At 65.1% G+C, this 23,473-nt stretch carries 16 protein-coding genes; 9 read left to right on the top strand and 7 right to left on the bottom strand.

The window, feature by feature from the left end; translation table 11 throughout:
• Positions 1 to 126 precede the first annotated feature (126 nt).
• A complete protein-coding gene (locus tag AC5P67_RS04915) occupies positions 127 to 1,461 on the top strand; it encodes a dicarboxylate/amino acid:cation symporter (RefSeq protein WP_495214348.1) in 1,335 nt (444 codons plus the stop codon).
• A gap of 375 nt (positions 1,462 to 1,836) precedes the next feature.
• Here AC5P67_RS04915 and AC5P67_RS04910 read toward each other — a convergent pair whose 3' ends face one another.
• Both AC5P67_RS04910 and AC5P67_RS04905 read right to left on the bottom strand, forming a co-directional pair.
• On the bottom strand, positions 1,837 to 2,610 hold the full coding sequence (locus tag AC5P67_RS04910; protein ID WP_005410517.1) for a C40 family peptidase: 774 nt from the start codon (positions 2,608 to 2,610) through the stop codon (positions 1,837 to 1,839).
• A 131-nt stretch (positions 2,611 to 2,741) separates the two neighbouring features.
• Positions 2,742 to 3,320, bottom strand: coding sequence for a C40 family peptidase (locus tag AC5P67_RS04905; protein WP_005410516.1), 579 nt, complete (start codon positions 3,318 to 3,320; stop codon positions 2,742 to 2,744).
• A gap of 73 nt (positions 3,321 to 3,393) precedes the next feature.
• Between AC5P67_RS04905 and AC5P67_RS04900 the strand changes: the two genes are divergently transcribed.
• From AC5P67_RS04900 to AC5P67_RS04870, 7 genes are all read left to right on the top strand, one after another.
• A complete protein-coding gene (locus AC5P67_RS04900) occupies positions 3,394 to 3,876 on the top strand; it encodes an FKBP-type peptidyl-prolyl cis-trans isomerase (protein ID WP_012480915.1) in 483 nt (160 codons plus the stop codon).
• A gap of 99 nt (positions 3,877 to 3,975) precedes the next feature.
• Entirely contained in the window at positions 3,976 to 5,220 is a 1,245-nt protein-coding gene (locus AC5P67_RS04895) for a DUF418 domain-containing protein (protein ID WP_005410514.1), read from the top strand.
• 3 nt (positions 5,221 to 5,223) lie between these two features.
• Positions 5,224 to 6,474 (top strand): NAD(P)/FAD-dependent oxidoreductase, encoded by a 1,251-nt coding sequence (locus AC5P67_RS04890; RefSeq protein WP_088435889.1) that lies wholly within the window; start codon positions 5,224 to 5,226, stop codon positions 6,472 to 6,474.
• Entirely contained in the window at positions 6,471 to 7,829 is a 1,359-nt protein-coding gene (gorA, locus tag AC5P67_RS04885) for a glutathione-disulfide reductase (protein ID WP_005410512.1), read from the top strand. Before AC5P67_RS04890 ends, gorA begins: the two co-directional genes overlap by 4 nt.
• A gap of 118 nt (positions 7,830 to 7,947) precedes the next feature.
• Positions 7,948 to 8,868 (top strand): DMT family transporter, encoded by a 921-nt coding sequence (locus AC5P67_RS04880; RefSeq protein ID WP_111193405.1) that lies wholly within the window; start codon positions 7,948 to 7,950, stop codon positions 8,866 to 8,868.
• Positions 8,865 to 9,203 (top strand): MGMT family protein, encoded by a 339-nt coding sequence (locus AC5P67_RS04875; RefSeq protein ID WP_232015565.1) that lies wholly within the window; start codon positions 8,865 to 8,867, stop codon positions 9,201 to 9,203. Before AC5P67_RS04880 ends, AC5P67_RS04875 begins: the two co-directional genes overlap by 4 nt.
• 93 nt (positions 9,204 to 9,296) lie before the next feature.
• On the top strand, positions 9,297 to 9,971 hold the full coding sequence (locus AC5P67_RS04870; protein ID WP_005410509.1) for a rhomboid family intramembrane serine protease: 675 nt from the start codon (positions 9,297 to 9,299) through the stop codon (positions 9,969 to 9,971).
• Between the two features lie 139 nt (positions 9,972 to 10,110).
• On the opposite strand, the gene AC5P67_RS04865 is transcribed toward AC5P67_RS04870, so the two are convergent.
• Positions 10,111 to 11,694, bottom strand: coding sequence for a phytoene desaturase family protein (locus AC5P67_RS04865; protein WP_111193407.1), 1,584 nt, complete (start codon positions 11,692 to 11,694; stop codon positions 10,111 to 10,113).
• A 76-nt stretch (positions 11,695 to 11,770) separates the two neighbouring features.
• Positions 11,771 to 12,265: a VOC family protein gene (locus AC5P67_RS04860; protein WP_005414106.1), complete on the bottom strand. Its 495-nt coding sequence runs from the start codon at positions 12,263 to 12,265 to the stop codon at positions 11,771 to 11,773.
• 316 nt (positions 12,266 to 12,581) lie between these two features.
• Here AC5P67_RS04860 and AC5P67_RS04855 point away from each other — a divergent pair, with 316 nt between their 5' ends.
• The gene (locus tag AC5P67_RS04855; RefSeq protein WP_005410506.1) at positions 12,582 to 15,605 is read left to right on the top strand and encodes a TonB-dependent receptor; all 3,024 of its coding nucleotides are present in this window, start codon (positions 12,582 to 12,584) and stop codon (positions 15,603 to 15,605) included.
• 130 nt (positions 15,606 to 15,735) lie between these two features.
• Here AC5P67_RS04855 and AC5P67_RS04850 read toward each other — a convergent pair whose 3' ends face one another.
• The 3 genes from AC5P67_RS04850 to AC5P67_RS04840 all read right to left on the bottom strand — a co-directional run bounded on the left by AC5P67_RS04850 (position 15,736) and on the right by AC5P67_RS04840 (position 23,359).
• On the bottom strand, positions 15,736 to 17,745 hold the full coding sequence (locus AC5P67_RS04850) for a M13 family metallopeptidase (RefSeq protein WP_443028521.1): 2,010 nt from the start codon (positions 17,743 to 17,745) through the stop codon (positions 15,736 to 15,738).
• Positions 17,746 to 17,967: 222 nt separating this feature from the next.
• Entirely contained in the window at positions 17,968 to 20,070 is a 2,103-nt protein-coding gene (locus AC5P67_RS04845) for a M13 family metallopeptidase (protein ID WP_443028520.1), read from the bottom strand.
• Between the two features lie 202 nt (positions 20,071 to 20,272).
• Positions 20,273 to 23,359 (bottom strand): TonB-dependent receptor, encoded by a 3,087-nt coding sequence (locus AC5P67_RS04840; protein ID WP_443028519.1) that lies wholly within the window; start codon positions 23,357 to 23,359, stop codon positions 20,273 to 20,275.
• Positions 23,360 to 23,473: the final 114 nt, after the last annotated feature.

Here is a 23,473-nt window from a genome sequence, read left to right as displayed (position 1 = left end):
GGGACGTTCATTATGCCCGCCCTCGCAAGGCACGCCGATGACACACTGATTTGCCGGTCGGGCGGTCGTTCCCCAGCCGTTGATGGGCTATCGTGCCAGCATCCCTTCCTTCCCTCTGGATTGCCTATGAAGCTGGTCTCTGCCTGGCTGCGGATTCCATTCTGGCAGCGCGTGGTCGGTGGCTTCGTGCTCGGCGCGCTGGCCGGCTGGGCGCTCGGCCCGGCCGCGGAAACGTGGTTCGGCCCGCTTGGCGAGCTGTACGTCACCCTGATCAAGATGATCGCCGTGCCGCTGGTGTTCTTCGCGGTGATCAATGCGATCTCGTCGCTGCACGGCCAGAAGTCGGTTGCCGCGCTCAGTGGCCGCACCTTCCTGTGGTTCGTGATCACTGCTGCGTTGGCGGTGTGCGTCGGACTGGGCGTGGGCGCCGTGCTGCAGCCCGGCGCCGGTGGCCTGCAGCTGACGATGGCCAGTAATTACGTGCCGCGCGAAGTGCCCAGCGTGGTGAAGGTGCTGCTGGACGTGGTACCGGCCAATGTCTTCTATGCGCTGTCTGGTATCGGCACCAAGGTCAACGCGGCCGGCGAAACCGTGCTGGCCGCCGGCCGTGGCTCGATCCTGCCGGTGATCTTCTTCGCTGGCCTGGTCGGCTTCGCCATCGTCAAGCTCGGCGAGAAGGTGACCGAGGCGCGCAAGCTGGTCGGCCAGATGAGCGACATCATGATTCAGGTGACCCGCTTCGTGCTGGAAGTCACCCCGATCGGCACCTTTGGCCTGATCGCCGGCCTGGTCGGCAGCTACGGGTTCGAGAAGCTGCTGCCGCTGGGGCATTTCGTGCTGGCCCTGTACGTGGCCTGCGCCCTGCACATCGTGGTGGTGTATAGCGCACTGCTGCTGGCGCACGGACTGAACCCGCTGAAGTTCTTCCGTGGTGCGGCGCCGGGCATGCAGGTTGCGTTCGTCAGCTCTTCCAGCTTTGCGGCGATGCCGGTGGCACTGCGTTCGATCACCCACAACCTGGGCGTGAACAAGGATTACGGTTCGTTTGCGGTGCCGCTGGGCGCCAGCATCAAGATGGACGGCTGCGGTGCCATCTACCCGGCGCTGTGCGCGGTGTTCATCGCGCAGTACAGCGGTGTGCCGCTGACCCCTGAACAGTACGTGGTGGTGCTGATTGCTTCGGTGCTGGGCAGCTTCGGTACGGCCGGTGTTCCGGGTACCGCGGTGATCATGGCTACGGTGGTGCTGAGCGCGGCCAACCTGCCGTTGGAGACGATCGGCTACCTGTATGCCATCGACCGCATCCTCGACATGATGCGCACGATGACGAACGTGACCGGCCAGATGCTGGTGCCGGTGATCGTGGCCAAGGAAACCGGGCTGCTCGACCAGGCGGTGTATGACAATCCGTCCAGCAATGTGGGTGTGGACGACCCCGATCCGACGCCGCCACGCGGCTGAGGTTGCGTGGAGATGAAAGGCCCGCCCTGAACGGCGGGCTTTTTGTCTGGGAGCTGGCTGGCGCGGTGGCGGTCATGCCGGGCCTGGTAGATCCACGCCATGCGTGGATGGAGGCGGTGCCGACCAACGGTCGGCCCCCACCAAAGGTCAGTACCCACCAGAGGTCGGCCCCCACCAAAGGTCAGTACCCACCAGAGGTCGGCCCCCACCAAAGGTCAGTACCCACCAGAGGTCGGTAGATCCACGCCATGCGTGGATGAAGGCGGTGCCGACCAAGATCGGCAGCTACCCACCATTGCGCGGGCCTAACAAAAAAGCCGCTGCAGGGCAGCGGCTTTCTCGTGTCAGGCGGCGTGGTAGCGCCAACCGGCCAGATCAGAGATCGACCCGGCGGGCCTGCATGAACTTGTTGCCCCAGTAGCCGCTGAGCAGGGTGTCCACGCGCACGTCCTTGCCCGAGCTCGGTGCGTGCAGGAAGCGGCCATCACCCACATAGATGCCGACGTGATCGACGCGGCCCTTGCGGCCGAAGAACACCAGGTCACCGGCGGCCAGCGCGGTGCGGTCGTTGATCAGTTCGGCGTTGTCGTCGTGTGCCATTTCGCGCGAGACGCGCGGCAGCTCAATGCCCAGGGCCGAGCGGAACACGTAGCCGACCAGACCACTGCAGTCGAAGCCGCTGTCCGGGTTGCTGCCGCCCCAACGGTATGGGGTGCCCAGCAGGGTCATCGCGCGGCGCAGCAGCGACTGCACCTTGCCATTGTCGGCCGCGGTGCCGACAACGCTGCCATTGGCAGCGCTGCTGGTGTCGTAGTTGGCGAGGAGGCGGCTGAGGTCACCGGCCACCACGGCCGAGCGGTCCATCAGCGGAATGGTGTCGTTGGCGGCCAGGTGAGGCAGCAGGGCGGCCAGGGTAGCGCTGGCGGCGGCGTCGACGCGGCTGCGTTGCGGAGCGGCAGCCTCGGCCTTGGCGGCCGGTCGGGCGGTGCTCTCGGCCACCGGGGCCGGGCTCACATCGGAACGGTTCGGAGCAGTCTGCGACCAGGCCGGAAGGCTGGTCAGACACAGTGCCAGGCCAAGCAACAGCGGGCGGGCACTACGTGAAGATACGGAAGTCTGGCCTTCGCTTTTCAGGTCGTCAGTCGTCACGCGTCGGTCACAGGAAAAAAACGATGGGGCATCATGCCCTGTAAAAGCGCGGATAAGTTAAAAATTCCGTTAGTAATTCGTTAGTTGCACGGCGATGTTCGTCACAGTTTTGAACATATCGCCTGTTCATTTTAGCGAAGGACGCGTTTCGCCCCTGTGTAGTGGTCCTTCCAGTAGGGACCGCTGAGCGAGTCGAGGCGCACGGTGCCGCCGGTGCTCGGCGCATGCACGAAACGCCCTTCACCGACATAGATACCGACATGGGTGACGCTGCCGCGGCTGCCGAAGAACACCAGGTCGCCGGTGGCCAGGCGCTGCGGATCGATTTTCGGACCCTGTACCGCCGCCAGGTCGCGCGAGGTGCGCGGCAGTTTCAGGTCCAGCATCTCGCGATAGACATAGGCCACCAGGCCGCTGCAGTCGAAGCCGGAATCCGGGGTGTTGCCGCCATAGCGGTAGGGGGTGCCGACCAGGCTGATGGCACGCATCAGCACCGAGTTGGCCGCCTCGGGGTTGTCCGGCACGGTCTTCGGCCAGTTCGCGGTCGGCGGGGGCGGAGCGGGGCGGGTGGCCTTGCCGCCGCCGCAGGCGGTCATCAGCACGGGCAGGGCCAGCAGCAGGGCCGGGGCGAGGAGCCGGCGCAGGCCGGACGAAACTGGCGTGATGTGCATGTTCTCCGGATAATGCGCCACCTTGGGATTGGCCGTCATGATGGCGGCGTCCCCGCCGGGCGACAACCCGCCCCAACCCGCCTGCCTCCGGCAGATCCAGACAGAGTTGCGCATGAAGATCGAAAAAGACCGCGTTGTCCGCTTCCACTACACCGTTTCCGAAGTCGGCCAGGAGCCGATCGAATCGTCCAAGGACCGCGGCGAGCCGCTGGCGATCCTGATCGGCCACGGCAACATCATCCCGGGCCTGGAAAACGCCATGATGGACAAGGAAGCCGGCGCGACCTTCAGCGTTGACGTCAACGCAGCCGATGCCTACGGCGAGCGCCGCGAGGGCCTGTCCCAGCGCGTGCCGAAGAAGCATTTCGGCAACACCAAGCTGGCTCCGGGCCAGCAGGTCGTGCTGCAGACCAACTTCGGCCCGCGTGCGGTGACCGTGCAGAAGGTCGGCATGAGCGTCGTCGACGTCGACCTGAACCATCCGATGGCCGGCAAGGACCTGCACTTCGACGTGGAAATCGTCGATGTGCGCGAAGCCGGCAAGGAAGAGATCGACCACGGCCACGTCCACGGCGACGGCGGTCACCACCACTGATCGCAGCGCGATCATGATGGCAGCAACGGCCCGCTTCGGCGGGCCATTGCGTTTCTGGAACACGGCGCGGCCATCCATGGCACGCGGGCCGGCGGCATAATGGCGGACCTGCCCGACGGACGCCCCGTGAACGCCGCTTCTCCTTCCCTGCAGCCGGTGGCTTCCGGCGAACGCATCGCCGTGCTGGACGTGCTGCGCGGTGCTGCGCTGCTGGGCATCCTGCTGATGAACATCGAGGCCTTCAGCGGACCGCTGGACCTGGCCTTCACCGGCATCGACGTGCATTGGCAGGGTATCGACTACTGGGCCGATGCCTTTGTCTACGTATTCGTGCAGGGGAAGTTCTTCACCCTGTTCTCGTTGCTGTTCGGCGCCGGCTTCGCGGTGATGGCGCAGCGCGCCGAGGCGGCCGGGCGTGACTTCACCCCGTTCTACCTGCGCCGCAGCGCTGGCCTGCTGCTGATTGGCCTGTGCCACGCGCTGCTGGTCTGGTCCGGCGACATCCTGGTGATGTACGCGTTGGTCTCGTTGCCGTTGCTGGCCTGCCGCGAGGCGCCGCGCAGCTGGCTGCCGTGGATGGGCGTAACGGTCTATCTGGGCGGTGTGGCGATGATGCTGCTGGTCGGCGCGATGGTGTCGATGGCTTCGGCGGAGGACGTGCGGAAGATGCTCACCGACGCGCAGCAGAGCATCGATCTGCAGCGCCTGGTGTACGGGCAGGGCAGCTGGATGCAGGCCAATGCGCAGCGGCTGAGCGAGTTCGGCACGTCGATGGGGGCGATGCTGATCACCGGCCCGGAAGTGCTGGGCATGTTCCTGATCGGCAGCTGGTTTGCCGGCAGCGGCGCGCTGGCCACGCCGGATCGCTTCCCGCGGCTGTATGCGGTGTTGCGTTGGGGGGCGCTGCCCTTCGGCCTGCTGGTCACGCTGCTGGGTGTTGCCTGGAAGCCGTATCTGGCGCCGGGCGCTTACGATCTGCCGGTTACGGCGGCGATGGCGCTGGTGACGATCGGCGGCCTGCCGATGTGCCTGGGTTACCTGGCCTGGATCGTACACTGGCGCGCGCGGCTGGGCTGGCTGGCGCCGGTCGGGCGCATGGCGTTGACCCATTACCTCGGCCAGTCGCTGCTGTGCACCTGGCTGTTCTACCACTACGGCCTGGGCGCGTTCGAAACGATGCCACGCAGCGTGCAGTTGATGTTCGCGCTGCTGTTGTTCACCGTGCAGGTGGGCATCTCGCACGTATGGCTGCGCCGCTTCCGCTTTGGGCCGATGGAATGGCTGTGGCGCGCGATGACCTATCGGCAGTGGCCGCCGATGCGGCGCGAGGCCGGCCAGGGCTGATCGATGCAGGGCGCGCGCGAGGATGTGATCGTGGTCGGCGCCGGTGCCATTGGACTGGCTGCCGCACTCGCGCTGCGTGCACAGGGCCGGCAGGTACGCGTGATCGACCGTGGGCGTGTCGGCGGCGCGACCTCGCATGGCAACTGCGGCACCATCACCCCCAGCCACGCGCCACCGCTGGCAGCGCCCGGCGTGCCGTTGCGCGCGCTGCGCTGGATGCTCGATCCGCGTGCGCCGCTGTACGTGCGTACACGCCTGGACCCAGCATTGTGGCGCTGGCTGCTGCAGTTCGGGGCGCGCTGCAACGCACGCGACTGGCTGCACGCCACGCGGGCACGCGGCGCATTGTTGAATGATTCACGGCTGCGCCTGGCGCAGTGGGTGCAGACGCATGCGCTGGACTGCGAGTTCGAGGCGCGCGGTCTGGACTATGTGTTCGGTGACGCCCGCAATTTCGATCACCACGCTGCCGAGTGTGAGGCGCTGAACGCACAGGGCATTGCCTCGGCGCGCATCGATGGCACCGACTACGCGCGCGACAATCCGGCGTTCCATGATCGCCTTGCCGGTGCGATCCACTTCCCCGGCGATGCCCAGCTGCGTCCGGACCGCTACACCGCCGAACTGGCGCGCGTGCTGCGGGCACAGGGCGTGGTGATCGAAGAACAGTCGGACGTGGAGGATTTCAGCGCCGACGCGCAGGGTGTGCGCGTGCGTGCCGGTGAACGCATGCTGCAGGCGCGCGAGCTGGTGCTGGCGACCGGGCCGTGGTCACCGCGCTGGGCGCGGCAACTGGATCTGCGCGTGCCGATCCAACCCGGCAAGGGCTACTCGCTGACCTGGTCACGACCGGCGCAGGTGCCGCAGCGTCCAGTCGTGCTGAAGGACCATTCCGTGTTCGTGATCGCCTGGCGCGAAGCGCTGCGGCTGGGCGGCACCATGGAATTCGCCGGTGCCGATCCGCAGCTGCGCACGACCCGCCTGCAGGCCCTGCAGCAGGCCGCCGACCACTACCTGCGCGCGCCACGTGGTGCGCGGCTGCAGGAGCAGTGGTGCGGGTGGCGCCCCATGAGCGTGGACGACGTGCCGTTGATCGGCCGCGCGCCCGCGCATCCTCACGTCTGGCTTGCAGCGGGGCATGGCATGCTCGGCATCAGCATGAGCGCCGGCACCGGCCAGCTGATCGCCGATCTCGTCTGCGGCCGCACGCCAGCGATCGATCCTGCCCCTTACCGACCCGAGCGATTCCGATGAGCACTGCACCCTATGATTACGACCTGATCGTCCTTGGCGGTGGTTCCGCCGGCCTGGCTGGCGCGATCCGCGCCGCGCAGCACGGCAAGCGCGTGGCGCTGCTGGAGCCTGGTGAACTGGGCGGGACCTGCGTCAACGTCGGCTGCGTGCCGAAGAAGGCCATGTGGCTGGCGGCCGACCTGCACGAGCGCATCGGCCTGGCCAGTGCGATGGGTTTCGATGTCAAGGCACGCCCGGCATTGTCGTGGAAGGAGCTGGTGATCCATCGCCAGGCCTACATCAGCAACATCCACACCAGCTACCACAAGCGCCTGGACGAAACCGGCGTGGTGCGCATTCCGGCGCGCGGTCATCTGCTCGATGCGCATACCGTGGCCTGCAGCGATGGCGTGCGTTACAGCGCTGAACACATCCTGATCGCCACCGGCGCGCACCCGCTGCGGCCTGACATCCCCGGTGCCGAACTGGGCCTAGTCTCCGATGATTTCTTCGATCTGCGCGCGGCACCGGCCGAGGTGGCGATCATCGGTGGCGGTTACATCGCGGTGGAGCTGGCCGGCCTGCTGCAGGCACTGGGCAGCAAGGTGAGCCTGCTGGTGCGTGGCCAGCGGCTGCTGGATCGCTTCGATTACGAGCTGACCGATCAGCTGGCCGAGAACCTGAAGCAGCAGGGCGTGCGCATCCATTTCGGCTATCGCCTGCGCGAACTGCAGCGCGATGGCGAACGCGTACGTGCATTCGGCCATGATGGCCCGCTCGACAGCGTGTTCGACGCGGTGTTCTTTGCCACCGGCCGCCGTGGCAACAGCCGCGATCTGGGCCTGGAAGCGCTCGGCATCGGTATCGGCGAACACCAGCAGGTGCAGGTGGACGAATGGCAGACCACGTGTGTGCCGAGCGTGCACGCGGTGGGTGACATCGCTGGCAAGGTCGGCCTGACCCCGGTGGCGGTGGCCGCTTCGCGGCGGCTGATGGACCGCCTGTTCGGTGGCCGCCCGCAGTCGAAGATGGATTACGAGAACGTGGCCAGCGTGGTGTTCTCGCATCCACCGCTGGGTGCGGTGGGCATGAGCGAAGAAGAGGCGCGCGCGCGGTTCGATCAGGTGAGCGTCTACCACAGCCGTTTCCGTCCGATGCTGCAGGGGCTGGCCAATGGCACTCAGCGCAGCCTGTTCAAGATGGTCTGTGCCGGTCCGGAAGAACGGGTGGTGGGCATCCACCTGCTGGGCGAAGCGGCCGACGAGATCCTGCAGGGCTTTGCGGTGGCGGTGAAGATGGGCGCGACCAAGGCCCAGTTCGACGACACCGTGGCGATCCACCCGACCTCGGCCGAGGAAGTGGTGCTGATGCGCTGAGCTGGACGGTTTTAGAGCCGAGCCTATGCTCGGCTCTCCAGGTCATCAGGCGCACCCATGCGACAATGGACGCCCTTACGCCTTCCCTGGCCGCCCCGTGCGGCCCGCCGTCGTCCTGATGTCCAGCCCCGCCTCCCGTATCGCCACCGCTTCCCCACGCATCGCGCTGGGAGGCATCGGCCTGGCCGCGATCGGCGCCATCGCCGCCTCCGGCAAGGCCATCATCGTCAAGCTCGGCCTGCGTCACGGCGTGGATGCCACCACGCTGCTCGCCCTGCGCATGCTGATGGCGCTACCGCTGTTCGTGCTGATGGCACTGTGGGCCGCGCGCCGGGCCGAGCCGCTGTCCTGGGCCGACCGTGCCCGCGTGTTGTGGCTGGGCTTCACCGGCTACTACCTGTCCAGTCTGCTCGACTTCCAGGGTCTGCAGTACATCAGCGTGACCCTTGAGCGCCTGATTCTTTACTTGAACCCGACCCTGGTGCTGCTGATCAACGTGCTGCTGACGCGCCAGCGGCCGGGTCGGTGGCAGATCGGCGCGCTGATGCTGAGTTACCTCGGCGTGCTGCTCGCCTTCGGCCACGATCTGCAGCGCGAGGGCGGGCAGATCATCGTCGGCAGCTTGCTGGTACTGGGCAGTGCGCTCAGCTACGCGCTGTACCTGTTCGGCAGTGGGCAGGTGGTCGCACGCATCGGCGCGGTGCGGTTGACCTCCTATGCCAGCTGCGTGGCCAGCGTGCTGGTGCTGCTGCATTTCGCGGTGACCCATCCGCTGCCGTTGCTGTGGCAGGCACCGGCGCCAGTGCAATGGCTGTCGCTGGTCAATGCCACCGTGTGCACGGTGCTGCCGGTGCTGGCGATCATGCTGGCGGTGCAGCGCGTGGGTTCGTCGCTGGCCGCGCAGGTCGGTATGCTGGGCCCTGTTTCCACCATCGTGATGAGCCTATGGCTGCTCGACGAACCGATGGGGCCGGCGCAGATCGCCGGCACCGTGCTGGTACTGATCGGCGTACTGTTGGTGACCCGCCTGCGGCGCTGACACCGGAGCAGGCGCGTGCCCGCATCCTGGCAGTGATCCGCGCGATCCCTGTGGGGCAGGTGATGGGCTACGGCCAGGTGGCGATGCGCGCGGGCCTGCCCGGGCGTGCACGCCTGACCGCGCGCATCCTGGGCCAGAACGACGACCCGGACCTGCCCTGGCACCGCGTGCTGCGCTCGGATGGGCGCATCGCCATGGAAGAAGGGTCGGCCGGATGGCGCGAGCAGTCACAGCGGTTGCGCGCGGAGGGCGTGGTGGTGGAGAACGGCCGGGTGCGGATGCCGGCGACTGATCCGGCAGCGGCACTGGATGCCGCCGTGTGGGGGCCGGGCTGAGCACGGCTGGCGACTGAACGGGCCGCACCTGCCGGTCGCCAACACGACACGGTGCTGCGGCTATGATGGAGGCCGTTCCATGCCGGTGTTCCCATGTTCCCGCGACTGCCTACCGTCACCAAGGCCCTGCTGATCGCCAACGCGATCCTGTTCCTGCTGCAGCAGCCGTTCCTGCTCGGCATGCAGACCTTCGAGCCGTTCATGCTGCAACCGCTGCAGCAGGGCTTCGATGCGTTCTCGCCGGGCGGCAACTTCCAGCCGTGGCAGCTGCTGACCTATGGCTTCCTGCATGGCAGCTTCGGCCACCTGTTCTTCAACATGCTGGCGGTCTTCATGTTCGGCGCGCCGCTGGAGCAGACCTGGGGCGAGAAGCGCTTCCTGCTGTATTACCTGGTGTGCGTGGCTGGTGCAGGCGTCTGCCAGCTGCTGGTGGGCACGCTGCTGGAAAACCCGGCGACGGTGCTGGGCGCCTCCGGTGGCGTGTTTGGCCTGCTGCTGGCCTACGGCATGCTGTTTCCCAACCAGCGGGTGATGCTGCTGTTCCCGCCGATCCCGATGAAGGCGCGGACCTTCGTGATCCTGTTCGGCGTGGGCGAACTGGTGCTGGGCATGACCGGCTGGCAGCCGGGCGTGGCCCATTTCGCGCACCTGGGCGGCATGCTGTTCGGCTGGTTGCTGATCCGTTACTGGCGCGGGCAGCCGCCGTTCAACAAGCGCCGCCCGCCCGGCCCACCGAAGCGCCCGAACCATCTGCGCAGCGTCAAATGATCCGAAGGATCATTTGACGCCGTAGGTGCCGACCGTTGGTCGGCACACCTTTTCCCACGCGGGTAGGTGCCAACCTTGGTTGGCACGCTTTGAATGGGATCACTTGACGCCCAGGTGCCGACCGTTGGTCGGCACACCGCTACAGGTCCCGCAGCACCACCTGCGCCGCATTGTGCCCCGGTGCACCGGTAACACCACCGCCGGGATGGGTACCCGACCCACACAGATACAGGCCGGGAAGGGCGCCGCGATAGCCGGCCTGGCCGACCATCGGCCGCGCCGAGAACAACTGGTTGGCGCTCAGTGCGCCGTGGAAGATGTCGCCGCCGACCAGGCCGAAGGTGCGTTCCAGATCGAGCGGGGACAGCACCTGACGACCGAGCACGCTGTCAGCGAAGCCGGGCGCATAGCGTTCAACGGTAGCGATCATCAGGTCGGCTACCGTCTCGCGGTGGTCATCCCAGTGACGCCCATCAGGAAGTACCGGCGCCACGTGCTGGCAGAACAGGCTGGCCACATGCTGCCCGGGCGGTGCCAGTGAATCGTCCAGCGTACTGGGTATCAGCATTTCCACGATCGGTTCGCGCGACCAACCGTCGCGGCGCGCATCCAGCCAGGCGCGATCCATGTAGTCCAGGCTGGGTGCCATGATGATGCCGGCGCTGAGGTGATCGCCCGGACCGGGCAGGGCGCGGAACTCCGGCAGCCGCGACAGCGCCACGTTCATCCGGAAGGTGCCGGAACCGCAGCGCCAGTTCGTCATGCGTGCGCGTGTGGCAGCCGGTACCTGCGCCGGCTCCAGCAGCTGTTCGTACAGCAGCTTCGGATTGACGTTGGCGACCACCGCGCGTGCACGCAGGGTTTCGCCGTTGGCCAGTTCCACCCCCACGGCGCGGCCCTGTTCGGTCAGTACCCGTCGCACGCCGGCATCCACGCGCAGCTCGGCCCCGGCCTCGCGCGCCGCGCTGGCGATGGCCTGGCTTATCGCGCCCATGCCACCCATCGCATGGCCCCAGGCACCCTTCATGCCATTGCACTGGCCGAACACGTGGTGCAGCAACACGTAGGCGCTGCCCGGAGTGTACGGACTGGCGTAGTTGCCGACGATGCCATCGAAGCCGAACAGCGCCTTGATCGGCTCGCTCTCGAACCAGCGGTCCAGGTATTCCGCCGCCGACAGCGTGAACAGGTCCAGCAGCTCCTGCCGCAGCGGTGCATCCAGCGCCGCCAGTTCGCGGCCGAGCTTCCCCATCTGCCAAAGTGCGGGCAGGCCGCGCCAGCCGCCGGCGACGCCGATGTCCGGTGGCGCGCGGAGAGCCCACGCGCGCAGTACATCGGCGAAGATCTCCAGGCGTGCTTCGTACGCTGGCAGGCGCTGTGCATCCCGAGCGGAGAATCCAGCGACTTCGGCCTGGGTGCGGCCAGGTGCCGACAACAGGTAGCGGTCGTCGGGCAATGGCAGGAAGTTGTTGGCCGGGCGCGTGACAATGCGCAGCCCATGCGCATGCAGTTGCAGGTCTTCGATCACCTTCGGTTGCAACAGCGACACCGTGTACGACGCCACCGAGTTGCGGAAGCCGGGATGGAACTCCTCGGTGACCGCCGCTCCGCCGAGCACGCCGCGCCGTTCAAGGACCAGCACGTTCTTTCCGGCCTTCGCCAGATAGGCCGCACAGACCAGACCGTTGTGGCCACCCCCGATGATGATTGCATCCCAGGACATCAGCACCTCTGAAAAAAGGGACGGAGGGGATTAAGTCGCAATTGGCACGGGACCAGCGGCGATGGGAAGAAACGACTTAATCCCCTCCGTCGCCTTTTTGGATTGCGGCCTGGATGGTGGCGATGTCGATCTTCTTCATCGGCATCATCGCGTTGAAGGCGCGCTTGGCCAGTGCCTTGTCCTTGCTGGTCACTGCTTCGATCAACATGCGCGGGCTGATCTGCCAGGAGATGCCCCAGCGATCCTTGCACCAGCCGCATTGGCTCTCCTGGCCACCGTTGCCGACGATCGCATTCCACAGACGGTCGGTCTCGGCCTGGTCCTCGGTCTGGATCTGGAAGGAGAACGCTTCGCTGTGCTTGAACGCGCTGCCGCCGTTGAGGCCGACGCAGGGAACGCCGCAGACGGTGAATTCGACGGTCAGCACGTTGCCTTCCTTGCCATCCGGGTAGTCGCCCGGCGCGTGATGCACGGCGGTGACCGCGCTGTCGGGCAGGAGGCTGGCATAGAAGGTGGCGGCCTCGAGCGCGCCGTTGTCGTACCAGACACAGATGGTGTTCTTGTGTGCCATGTCGGGGCTCCGCGATGGACGAGGCCGCAGCGATAGCACGCCGGGTGTTAAGCCGGGATGGGTATCACGGTGACCGGAGACTGGGGGCGGAAACGGGAGGAGCGGGCTGCAAGCGGCTGATTAATAAACAAAACTTGAACAAAGTTCATGTTTGTATCAAAACTTTTCCTTCAATTTCAATTGGTTATTTTTGTTCAGCTGCCATTGCAAATTAAGAATTGATGAAATTAATATTTGGTTCAGCTACATGGAGCTGTCGCTTCCGTGCAGCAATTCTGCAACTGCAGCCTGATCTTCACCGAATCAAGGAAACTCCATGACCAGCAGCAAGCACGTCGCAAGGTTGAAGCGTACCGCCTTGGCGGTCGTCCTGACTTCTTTCATCGGCGCCGCAGCCGCGCAGAGCACGACCGGTTCGTTGTACGGCAGTGCGCCTGCCGGCACGACCATCGTCGTGCAGAGCGATACGGGCCTGAAACGCTCGGCGACCGTCGACAGCAATGGCCGCTACAACCTCGGCTCGTTGCCGGTGGGCAAGTACACCATCATCCAGCAGCGTGACGGCCAGACCGTCGATCAGCGCGAGAATGTTCTGCTGAAGGTCGGCGTTGGCACCGAGGTGTCGTTTGCCGGTGGCAGCAGTGCCGCCACCACGCTGGAGGCCGTGAACGTCGTCGCGGCGAATGTGCCGAAGATCGATGTCACCAATACGGTGTCCAAGTCGGTCATTACGTCCGAGCAACTGGATGTGTTGCCACTGGGGCGTAGCGCCGAAGCCATCGCATTGCTCGCGCCAGGTGTTGTCGCAGGCAGTGGCGCGTTCAGCAACGGCTCGCGTTCGGTGCTGTCTTTCGGTGGTTCCAGTGTTACTGAGAATGCCTACTATCTGAATGGCTTCCTGGCCAACAATCCGCTCAGCAACCTGGGTGGTATCAGCCTGCCCTATGGGTCGATCGACCAGCAGGAAACGTTCATGGGCGGCTACGGAGCGGGATACGGGCGCTCCACCGGTGGTGTGATCAACCAGCTCGGCAAGCGCGGCACCAATGAATGGCATTTCGGCGTGCAGGCCACCTGGGCCCCGGACTCGCTGTCGGCTTCTGCGGCCACTGTCATCTATCCCAATCGCCAGCTGCCAGATGGATACAGCTACACCGATGACTCGTTGCCTGGTTCGCTCTATCGCTACCGCAAGGACGATGTCGCCACGCGTACCACCTACAGTGGCTATGCCAGTGGCCCGCTGATCGAGGATCGTCTGTTCATTCACTTGGCTGCGGAAAAGGACCGCACCGAAGGTGTGTCCACGAACAGCTCTGCAGCAACGCAGCAGGTGCGCAACCACTACACCATTGATGCGCCGAAGTTCTATGGAAAGATCGACTGGAACATCAACGATAGCAATACGCTGGAATACACCCGCGTGCAGAACACCGATCGCAACGGTGGCTACTACCGATCGTTCGACTACGAGGACCTGGCCGAAGGTGATCGCACCGGCACGTTCCCGAACACCACGAAGCTCAAGGACGACTTTGACATCTTCAAGTACACCGGCTACCTGAACGATGACCTGACCCTGAGTGCGGTATGGGGTCGCAGCAAGGAGAGCAATCTGGAGTCGAATCCGCTGGATACGGCCAACCCCTATCTCAGCAGCCCGGGCAATCAGGATCCGTCCATTACCGGTGGCCGCCCCATCCGCAACGACCAGTCGGCGCTCTATACCAAGTCGTCAGATGCGGGCAGCAAGACCCGAGGCCTGCGTGTAGACCTGCAGTACCGCATCGGCAACCACGAGCTGACCGGTGGTATCGATAACATGTACTTCCAGGGGCATAACGAAGGTCAGGCGATGACCGGGCCGGGGTATGCCTGGATCTATGGTCGTGTTGATCCGGCCTCGTCGCCGAATCCGGGCTTTGATATCACCCCGCCGGGCGGCAATGGCTACTTCGTGCAGAAGTACATCTTCTCCACGACCACCAGCATGTCGGTCAAGCAGAAGGCCTACTATCTGGAGGACCGCTGGCAGGTCACGCCGAACTGGTTGGTGACCCTCGGCATCCGCAATGACAAGTTCACCAACTACAACAGTGCGGCCAAGCCTTACGTCGACAGCGGTGACCAGTGGGCGCCGCGTCTGGGCGCGAGCTGGGATGTGTTTGGCGATTCGTCGCTGAAGGTGTTCGCCAACCTGGGCCGCTACTACCTGGCGTTGCCCAACAGCGTTGCTATTCGTGGTGCTTCCGCCTCGACGTTCACCCGCGAGTACTTCACCTATAGCGGAATTGATGCCAACGGCAACCCGACCGGGTTGACCGCTCTGGGCCCGGGCCCGGTGTCAGCCAACAATGAATATGGCCAGACCCCTGATCCGTTGTCGATTGCGCCGACCGACCTGAAGTCGCAGTACCAGGACGAGCTGATCCTTGGCTTCGAGAAGACGCTGGGCGAGCGCTGGAGCTCCGGTGCCAAGTTCACCTATCGTCGCCTGCAGACGGCCATCGACGATACCTGTGACTCCGATCGCATCCACGACAAGCTTGCCGCGATGGGCGTCGACGACAGCAATCTCGATGTCCCGGGCTGTGTGATCTTCAATCCGGGCAAGACCAACACCTTCATGATCCGACACGCGGATGGCTCGGGTTACACGCCGGTGCAGATGAGCTCCGCCGACTGGGGTTACGGCAACAAGAAGGCCAAGCGTGACTACATCGCCGTCGATCTGTTCATCGAGCACCCGCTGAGCGACAAGTGGTACGGACGTCTGGATTACACCTGGTCGCGCAGCTTCGGCAATACCGAAGGCCAGGTGAAGTCGGATATCGGCCAGGATGACGTCTCCAAGACCCAGGACTGGGATGCCGCGGCACTGATGGAATACGCCGGTGGCTATCTGGCGAACGACCGCCGTCACCAGCTGAAGGGCTATGGCGCCTATATGTTCAACGACGAGTGGTCGGCGTCGGCCACCCTGCGGATCATGTCGGGGGCGCCGAAGAGCTGCCTGGGCTACTACGGCACCGATGAGAGTGATCCGCTGGGCTACGACGCGGCCTATCACTATTGCGGTGGCAAGCCGTCGCGTCCGGGTGACGCCGGCCGGCAGCCCTGGACGACCCGCCTGGATCTGGGCGTGATGTATCGCCCTTCGTTTGCCGATCACAAGCTGGCTTTCAGCCTGGATGTTTTCAATGTGCTGAACCAGCGTCGCGCCGTGCAGTCTGACGCGGTCTATGAAGATGGCCCCTACACGGTGTCCAACACCTACGGCATGGGTACCTACTTCAGCGCGCCTCGTTCGGTTCGTGTCAGTGCGTCCTACGACTTCTGATCGCAGCACCTGATCGATCTCTCCAGAAAACGACCTGGACCCCGGCCATGCCGGGGTCCCTTTTTTGGGTCGCCAAGCGAAAAAAGGGCGCCCGAAGGCGCCCTCTGCATTACCAGTTGCAGCAGTTAGCTCAGCGCCAGACCTTGATCTGCTCGGCTTCGCTGCGCTGCATCGGCTGGCCGGCCTTGCAGCTGAAGGTGGCACCGAACGCCGGCAGGTTGGCCAGCGTGCCGTTGCTGCGCCACAGGCCCGGTGCACGGATGTCGGCGGTCAGGCGACGCACGGCCTCGTTCGGCGACAGCTGCTGCGCCCACAACGCCGACCACGCGCGGAAGAAGCCCTGTTGCTGTGCCGGCTTGGCCTTCGGCTCCTGCGCGGTGTACGCGGCCCACGCCAGTTCCAGGCCGGCGATGTCGGCCAGGTTCTCTTCCTGGGTGAGCGTGCCGTTGACCTTGGCACCCTTCACGCCCGGGAAGTCGTACGCGCTGTACTGCGCGGCCACGCGATTGCCGAGCAGGGTCCAGGCGGTCTTGTCGGCCGGGGTCCACCAGCTGCGCAGTTCGCCCTTGGCATCGACCAGTGCGCCCTTGGCATCGATCGCACGGGTCAGCTCGTGGCCGACCAGGCCACCGAAGCTGCCGAACTTGTCGGCAGCGTCGGCCTTGGCGTTGAACACCGGCCCCTGCAGGATCGCAGCGGTGACGATCAGGCGGTTCTGCGCCAGATCGTAGGCCAGCGACGGCTGCTGCGGCAGCACGTCCCAGCGGCGGTCGGCGTTGCCCTTGCCGATGCGCTTCATTTCCTCGCGATGGCGCCAGGTCGACGCGATCAGCATGTTGCCGCCGAACGAGCCGCGGCCCATCGGCTGCACGCTGTAGTCGAGGTCGCGCAACGGGGTGCCGATCTCGATCTTCAGCGCGGCCAGCTTGGCCTGCGCTTCGGTCTTGGCTTCGGCACTCATCCAGCTGCTGTTCTTGACCGCTTCGATCTGCACTTCGCGCACCTTGTCGACGATCCATGCGGCCTGGCGACGGTCTTCGGCCGACAGGTAACGGGCGGCGTATTCGCGACCGAGCATCGGGCCGGCGGCCACGTTGATCGCCTCCAGCACGTCTTCCCAGCGCTGCGGCGGCAGGGTTTCGCCACGCAGCACGCGGCCGCGGAATTCGAATTCGGCGTCGCGGTAGGCCTTGGACAGGTAGGGCGCCATCGAGTCGCCCACGCGCCAGCGCAGGTAGGCCTTCCACTGGTCCGGCTTGAGCTTGGTGACCATGCCATCGAGCTGCTTGAACAGGCCCGGGTCGGCCAGCGAGACCAGATCGTCGTCCACGCCCTGGGCCTTCAGGAAGGCATCCAGCTGCAGGTTGCGGTAGCGGCTGTTGAGCTCCTTGGTGGAGATCGGCGCGTAGTTGTTGAACGGGTTGTTGATGCCGGCCAGCGACTGCGCATTGCGCGCCAGTTCGGATTCCAGCGCGATCACCGCCTGCGACTCGGCATCCAGCTTGGCGGCCGGGGTGCCGGTCAGCGCCAGGATCTGCTTGACGTAGGCGCGGTAGCGGCCCATCAGCGCCACGGTGTCGGCGTCGGTGCGGGTGTAGAACGCCGGGTCCGGCAGGCCCATGCCGCCCTGCATGAAGTAACCGATGTGGCGGTCCAGCGCCTTCAGGTCCACGTCCGGGCCGAAGTTGAAGGCCACCGGGATGCCGACCTGGTGCAACGCGGCGATCGAGGCCGGCACATCCTTGGCCTTCTTGATCGCGTTGATGCGGGTCAGCAGCGGGGCGATCGGATTGGATCCGTCGGCTTCCACGGCGGCTTCGTCCAGGCCGCTGGCCCAGAAGTCGCCCAGCAGTTTCTGCACGTTGCCCTGCGGCGCCTTCATCGCTGCGTCGAGCAGTTCACGCTGCTGCTGACGGCTGCGGTCGACCAACTGGCCCAGCGCGGTGGTGGCACCGGTCTGTGGCACCGGGTTGGCCTTCAGCCAGCCTGCGTTGGTGGCGTCATAGAAGTCGCTGCACTGGGCGCTGACGGCCGGGGCGCGCGCGGCCTTCTTCTTGGCGGCGGCGAACGCATCATGGGTCGGGACCAGGGTCGCCAGGCTGATGCCCAGGGCGATGGCAAGCGGACGGAAATTGGGCATGTGGAACGAATCCGTGATGGATTGAGGGCGCGCGCACTATAGCAAGCCGCGCATCGACGCGGCATGCACGCATCACGCTGCTTTCGCCGACCAGGGTCGGCCGCTAGCGGGGAGCGCCGAGATCATTGGATCCACACCATGCGTGGATGAAAAACACCCCGGAAAAACAAAGGCCCGGGAATTCCCGGGCCTCTGCAGGTCTGCCGCGGCGTCAGCCGTGGCTTACCAGATCACCACCTGCTGGTCGCCGCTGCGGGCCATCGGCGAACCGGCCTTGCACTGGAACGCGGCCGCGAAGGTCGGCAGGTTCGACGGCGCACCCATGGCGCGGAACTGCGCCGGGGCGTGCGGGTCGGTCGCCAGGCGGACCTTGGCGTTCTCCGGGGTGTACTTGGTGCGCCACACGGTGGCCCAGTTGAAGAAGAAGCGCTGGTCGCGGGTGAAGCCGTCCACCTTCGGGTCGTCCTTGCCGGCGCTGGCCTTCTGCAGGGCATCGTAGGCGGTAGCCAGGCCGCCCAGGTCGGCGATGTTCTCACCCAGGGTCAGGTGGCCGTTCACCGCCTGGCCGTCGACCTTGTACTGGTCGAACTGCTTGACCAGCTTGCCGGTCAGGCCTTCGAAGTTCTTCTTGTCAGCGGCGGTCCACCAGTCTTCCATGTTGCCGGTCGGCCCGAAACGTGCGCCCTGGTCGTCGTAACCGTGGGTCATTTCGTGGCCGATCACCGCGCCGATGCCGCCGTAGTTCAGTGCGTCGTCGGCCTTCGGATCGAAGAACGGCGGTTGCAGGATGGCGGCCGGGAACACGATCTCGTTCTGCAGCGGGTTGTAGTAGGCGTTGACCGTCTGCGGGGTCATGCCCCACTCGGTCTTGTCCACCGGCTTGCCGATCTTGGACAGGTTGAACTTGTAGTTGAATTCGTTGGCCGCGCGCACGTTGCCCAGGAAGCTGTCGCGCTGGGTCTGCAGGCCCGACCAGTCACGCCACTTGTCCGGGTAGCCGATCTTCGGGGTGAAGGTTTCCCACTTGGCGATGGCCTTGGCCTTGGTTTCATCGCTCATCCAGCTCAGGCCCTGGATGCGGTCCTTCAGCGAGGCGGCCAGGTTCTTCACCAGTTCTTCCATCTTCGCCTTGGCTTCCGGCGAGAAGGCCACCTTCACGTACAGCTGGCCGAAGGCTTCACCGGCGTCATTCTCGATGGTGCCCAGCACACGCTTCCAGCGCGGCTTCTGCTCCTTCTGGCCGTTGAGGGTCTTGCCGTAGAACTCGTAGTTCTCCTGCACGAAGGCATCGGCCAGGTACGGCGAGGCGCTGTCCACGGTGTGGAAGCGCAGGTAGGCACGCCACACCGACGGATCGGTGTCGCCCAGCGCCTTGCTCACTTCCTCATGGAAGGCAGGCATGGCCAGCGAGAACTTCTCCGGTGCGGCCACGCCCTGCGACTTGAAGAACTCGGTCCAGCTGAAGTTCGGGGTCAGCTTGTCCGCGTCGGCCACGGTGACCGGGTTGTAGTACAGCTCGACGTTGCGCGAAAGTTCGACACGCGACTTGGACGCCTTGGCCAGGCGGGTCTCGAACTTGACCACGTCCTCGGCCTGCTTGGCAGCGTCGGCAGCGGCGACGCCGGACAGCTCCAGCACCTTGGCGACGTGCGCCTGGTAGGCCTTCAGCTTGTCGGCGTTCTTGGCATCGGTGTAGTAGGTGCTGTCCGGCAGGCCCAGGCCGCCCTGGCTGGCGTAGGCCATGTTCACGGCCGAGTTCTTGAAGTCGGCTTCGGCGCCGAAGCCGAACAGAACGTTGTCACCCTTGGCGGCGCTGGAGCGCAGGTAATTAGCGATGGCTGCCTTGTCCTGCAGGCCATCGATCGCGGTCAGGTCGGCCTTCAGCGGCTCGATGCCCTGGGCGTTGATCTTGGCCTCGTCCATGCCGGTGGCCCACAGATCACCGACGATCTTCTCGATGTGGTTCGGGGTCTTCACCTGTGCCACCTGCTCGGCCAGCTGGTGCTGCACGGCCACCGAACGCTCGTCGAGGATGGTGAAGGCGCCCCAGCTGGTGCGGTCGCCCGGGATTTCATTGGCGGCCAGCCACTTGCTGTTCACGTAGTCGCCGAAGGCGCCGCAGGCGTCCTTGCTGGTATCGAGGTCGCTGGGCTGGAAGGCGTTGTAGGCCGGCAGCTTGCTCTCGTCCAGCGTGTAGTTTGTGGCTTCGGCCGCAGCCGGCGTGGAGGCGGTGGCGTCCTTGGCCGGGGTTTCGTTCTTGCCGCAGCCAACCAGCGCGGCCGAAACGGCCAGGGTCAGCAGCACGATCTTGGGAGTACGGGTCACTTTGATGGCCTCCAGGCCGAGTGAGTCAGGGAAGGGCCGCAGGGACGGCCGTGGGCCGAACGATACGCCGCCGGCCTGCCCTGCAAGGGTGTCGAAGGTCATGGCCGGGCGCAAGGGGCCGACGGCGACGCGCCACGAAAGGAAAAAAGAAGGGCCCGTGCGGATCGCACGGGCCCTCCGGGTCAACGATGCTGCCGGATGATCAGAAATCGTATCGGGCAGTGAAGCGGAAGTAGCGCGGGGTCGAGTAGTTCAGGTCACGACCGTACTCCGGGTTGTAGTCCGCTGCGCCGCGGTACGGCGAGGCGGCGTAACGCGAGTACGTGCTGCCAGCCACCTGGCGATTCAGCAGGTTGATCACATCGGCCTGCAGGGTCAGGCCCTTCGCCCAATCCGGCGTGTACGCGACATTCAGCCCCAGGTTGAACTGCCACGGCGCCTTGCCGTGCGAACCGCGCGGCGAGGAACCGTAGTCCGCCGACGGCGGCACGTAACCGGCCGTGCCCGGTGTGGTGCCGCTGCCCGGCAGGCCGCAGTACCAATAGTAGGAGCCATCGTAGAGGCCCTTGTCTGGGGTCGGGTACATGCTGGTGCAGTTGTTCGGACGACCTTCGGCAACGGTCAGGCTGCCACCCACGCGCCACTCGGGGGTCAGCTTCATGTAGCCGAACGCCTTGAGCACATGGCCACGGTGGTTCGGCAGCAGCCCATTGGCGCCCTGCATCAGCTGCGGCAGATCCCAGTCCTGAGTGACCGACACATCTTCCTGGCCACCGGTACCGGTATCCAGGTCGGAGTTCAGCTGGCCTTCGGTATTGCCGTAGTTGCGGCTGAAGGTGTACATGACCTTGCCGTACCAGTTGTCCGTACGCTTCTCCAGGAACAGGTCCAGCGCGTAGTACTTGCGCTTGAGCTTGGGCAGGCCAAGGTCAGCTGCCGAATAGTGCACCTTCTCGTAGCTGCCATCGGCCTGTTCTTCCCAGAAGGTGTTGCCCACGCCGGGGTTGAACAGGAAGCATGCGCCGCCCAGCGCGGGGGTGCAGGTGTCGTCGATCGCGCTCTTCAGTTCGCGGTAGGTGAACTTCGCGCCCCAGACGGTATCAGCCGCAAGCTGCTGCTCCATGCCAATGATGTACTCGTCCTGGTAGTGCGACTTCATGTCCACTGCGGCCAAGGTGCGCGGATTCGGCGCATTGCCGCATTCCAGGTTGCTGGCGACAGCGTTGGTGCCCGGGCACAGGTACCCCTTCGAGGCATCGACCGGAATGGAATTGAGCCCCGTCGGTGCACCGGTGGTCGGATCGACGCCGGTGTAGGTGAAGTACTCGTTGGTGTTGAGCGAGCCGGAGGCTGCACGCACTGCCACGTTGTTCGGCATGGCCAGGTGGTAGCGACCGGCATTGGCGAACAACTTCAGCGACGAGTCGCCATGAACGTCCCAGGCCACGCCCAGACGCGGTGCCAGCTGCGTCTTCTGGCTCGCATACTTCTCGCCCGTGCCGGTGTAGTTGGTGAACTGTTCGTTGCGCAGACCCAGCGATAGCAAAACGTTGTCCGAAACCTGCCAGCGGTCTTCGATGTACTGCGAGGCCTGCTCGGTCTTCGGCTGTGCCAGCTTGGTGCTGTACAGGCGATAGACGTAGTAGCCCTGTGCGCCCAGGCCGCCACCGGAAGCTGCCGAGCTCACGCCGTGCGATGCATCGATCGGGGTGTTCGGGTTGGTGGAGCGACGATAGATCCAGCCGTAGCCGCCCGGATACTCGGTGCCGGTCAGCGACTCTGCATCCTGGCGGTCGAAGCCGAAGCGGAGTTCATGGTTGCCCAGACGCCAGGTCAGGTCGATACGCCCGCCCTTGGTCTCGTCGAAGGCGCCGTCGGCGTTGACCAGCGAGGTCGTGCTCTGGCAGCCGCTGTAGTTCAGGCCCGGCACGCGTGCAGTGGTTCCGGCACTGATGTACGGGCAGCTTGCGTCGTAGTTGTACAGGCCCTGCGAGTGTTCGATCTTCTGGCGACCGTACAGCGCCGACAGGGTCAGGTTGTCGGTCAGGTAGCCGGTGTACTTGCCGATGTAGAGTTTGGAGTCTTCCTTGGTGCTGATGCCGCCGGTCTGCACGTCGCCATGTGTGAACTTGTTGTAGTCGAACGAGTAGTACTCGGCGTCGTACTTGGTAACGTCAGACACACCTGTCAGCTCGATGACGTGGTTGTCGGTGATGTTCCAGTCGATCTTCGCCGTCCAGCGCGGATATTCATAGGTGTACTCGTTCCAACCGCGGGTCAGGTTGGCCGGGCTGGTGTTGGTCGCGTAGCGGGCGCTGGTGCCGTCAGTCTTGGTGAACTCGCCGTTGACGAAGAAGAACAGCTTGTCCTGGACGATCGGGCCGCCGACATAGGCACCGGTGGTGTTCTGCCAGGAGTTGTTCTTGTTGCGGTACTGATACAGCTTGCCATCGGTCTGGTAAGCCGCGCCGCGCGGATCATTGGCGGTGAAGTGGCCGGTGTTGGCGTAATACATGTTGCGCGGAGATGCGCGCAGCGATTCCGGGCTCCAGATCTCGTACGCACCGGCCTTCCATTCGTTGGTGCCGCGACGGGTCACGATGTTGACCACGCCACCGGTGGAGCGCCCAAAGTCCGCGCCATAGCCGCCGGTGAGGACCTGTTCCTGGGCGATGGCCTCAAAGGGCAGTGTGGTCGAGCCGATGCTGGTCAGCGGGTTGGTTACCGCAAAGCCGTTGATGTAATAGGCATTCTCCGACGCAGCAGAACCGCCGAAGCTGGGTACGCCGCTGTAGCTGTTGCTGGCGATCGCACCGGGTGCCAGCAGGGCAACAGCAGTGATGTCGCGCGGCAGCGGAAGGCTGCGCAGGTCTTCGTAGCTGAAGACGGTCCGGGTATCGACCTGCGAAACGTCGATCGATGCCATCGACGCGGCGCGCACCACGATGCCGTCCAGATCAGTCGCCTTGCCGCCGGCGAAGGAGACCTCGGTGCCGGAGGCGATGTTGACCGCCACGTCATTCTGTGTCGTGACCGTGGCGCCGTCACGGCGCAGTTCCACCGAGTAGCGGCCGTTGGGCAGGTCGGACACGCGGTAGCGACCATTGGCATCAACCGGCAGGGTGCGCGTGGCGCCGGTCCCCAGGTTGCGGACAACCACGCTCGAACCCGCGCCGGCCGGCGCCTGGCCGTAGATGTAACCGGTCACGGACTGAGCGTGGGCGATCGAGAAAAGGCAACCAGACAGGGCGGTAGCCAGCGCCGCGCGGCGCCAGAACTTCGTTTGCATCAGGACTCTCTCCGGGGTGTAGTGGGTGCGCCTCGTGGCCAAACAGGAATGCGGTCACAAACGGCGTGCCTCATTTATAAATGCCTCGTGAACAAAAATGCAATGAATCCTGAA

The organism is Stenotrophomonas sp. YJH_SMC_21 (assembly GCF_059369555.1).
Note: the sequence above shows the minus strand (reverse complement) of the source record. Positions and strands in the feature narration are given on the sequence as shown.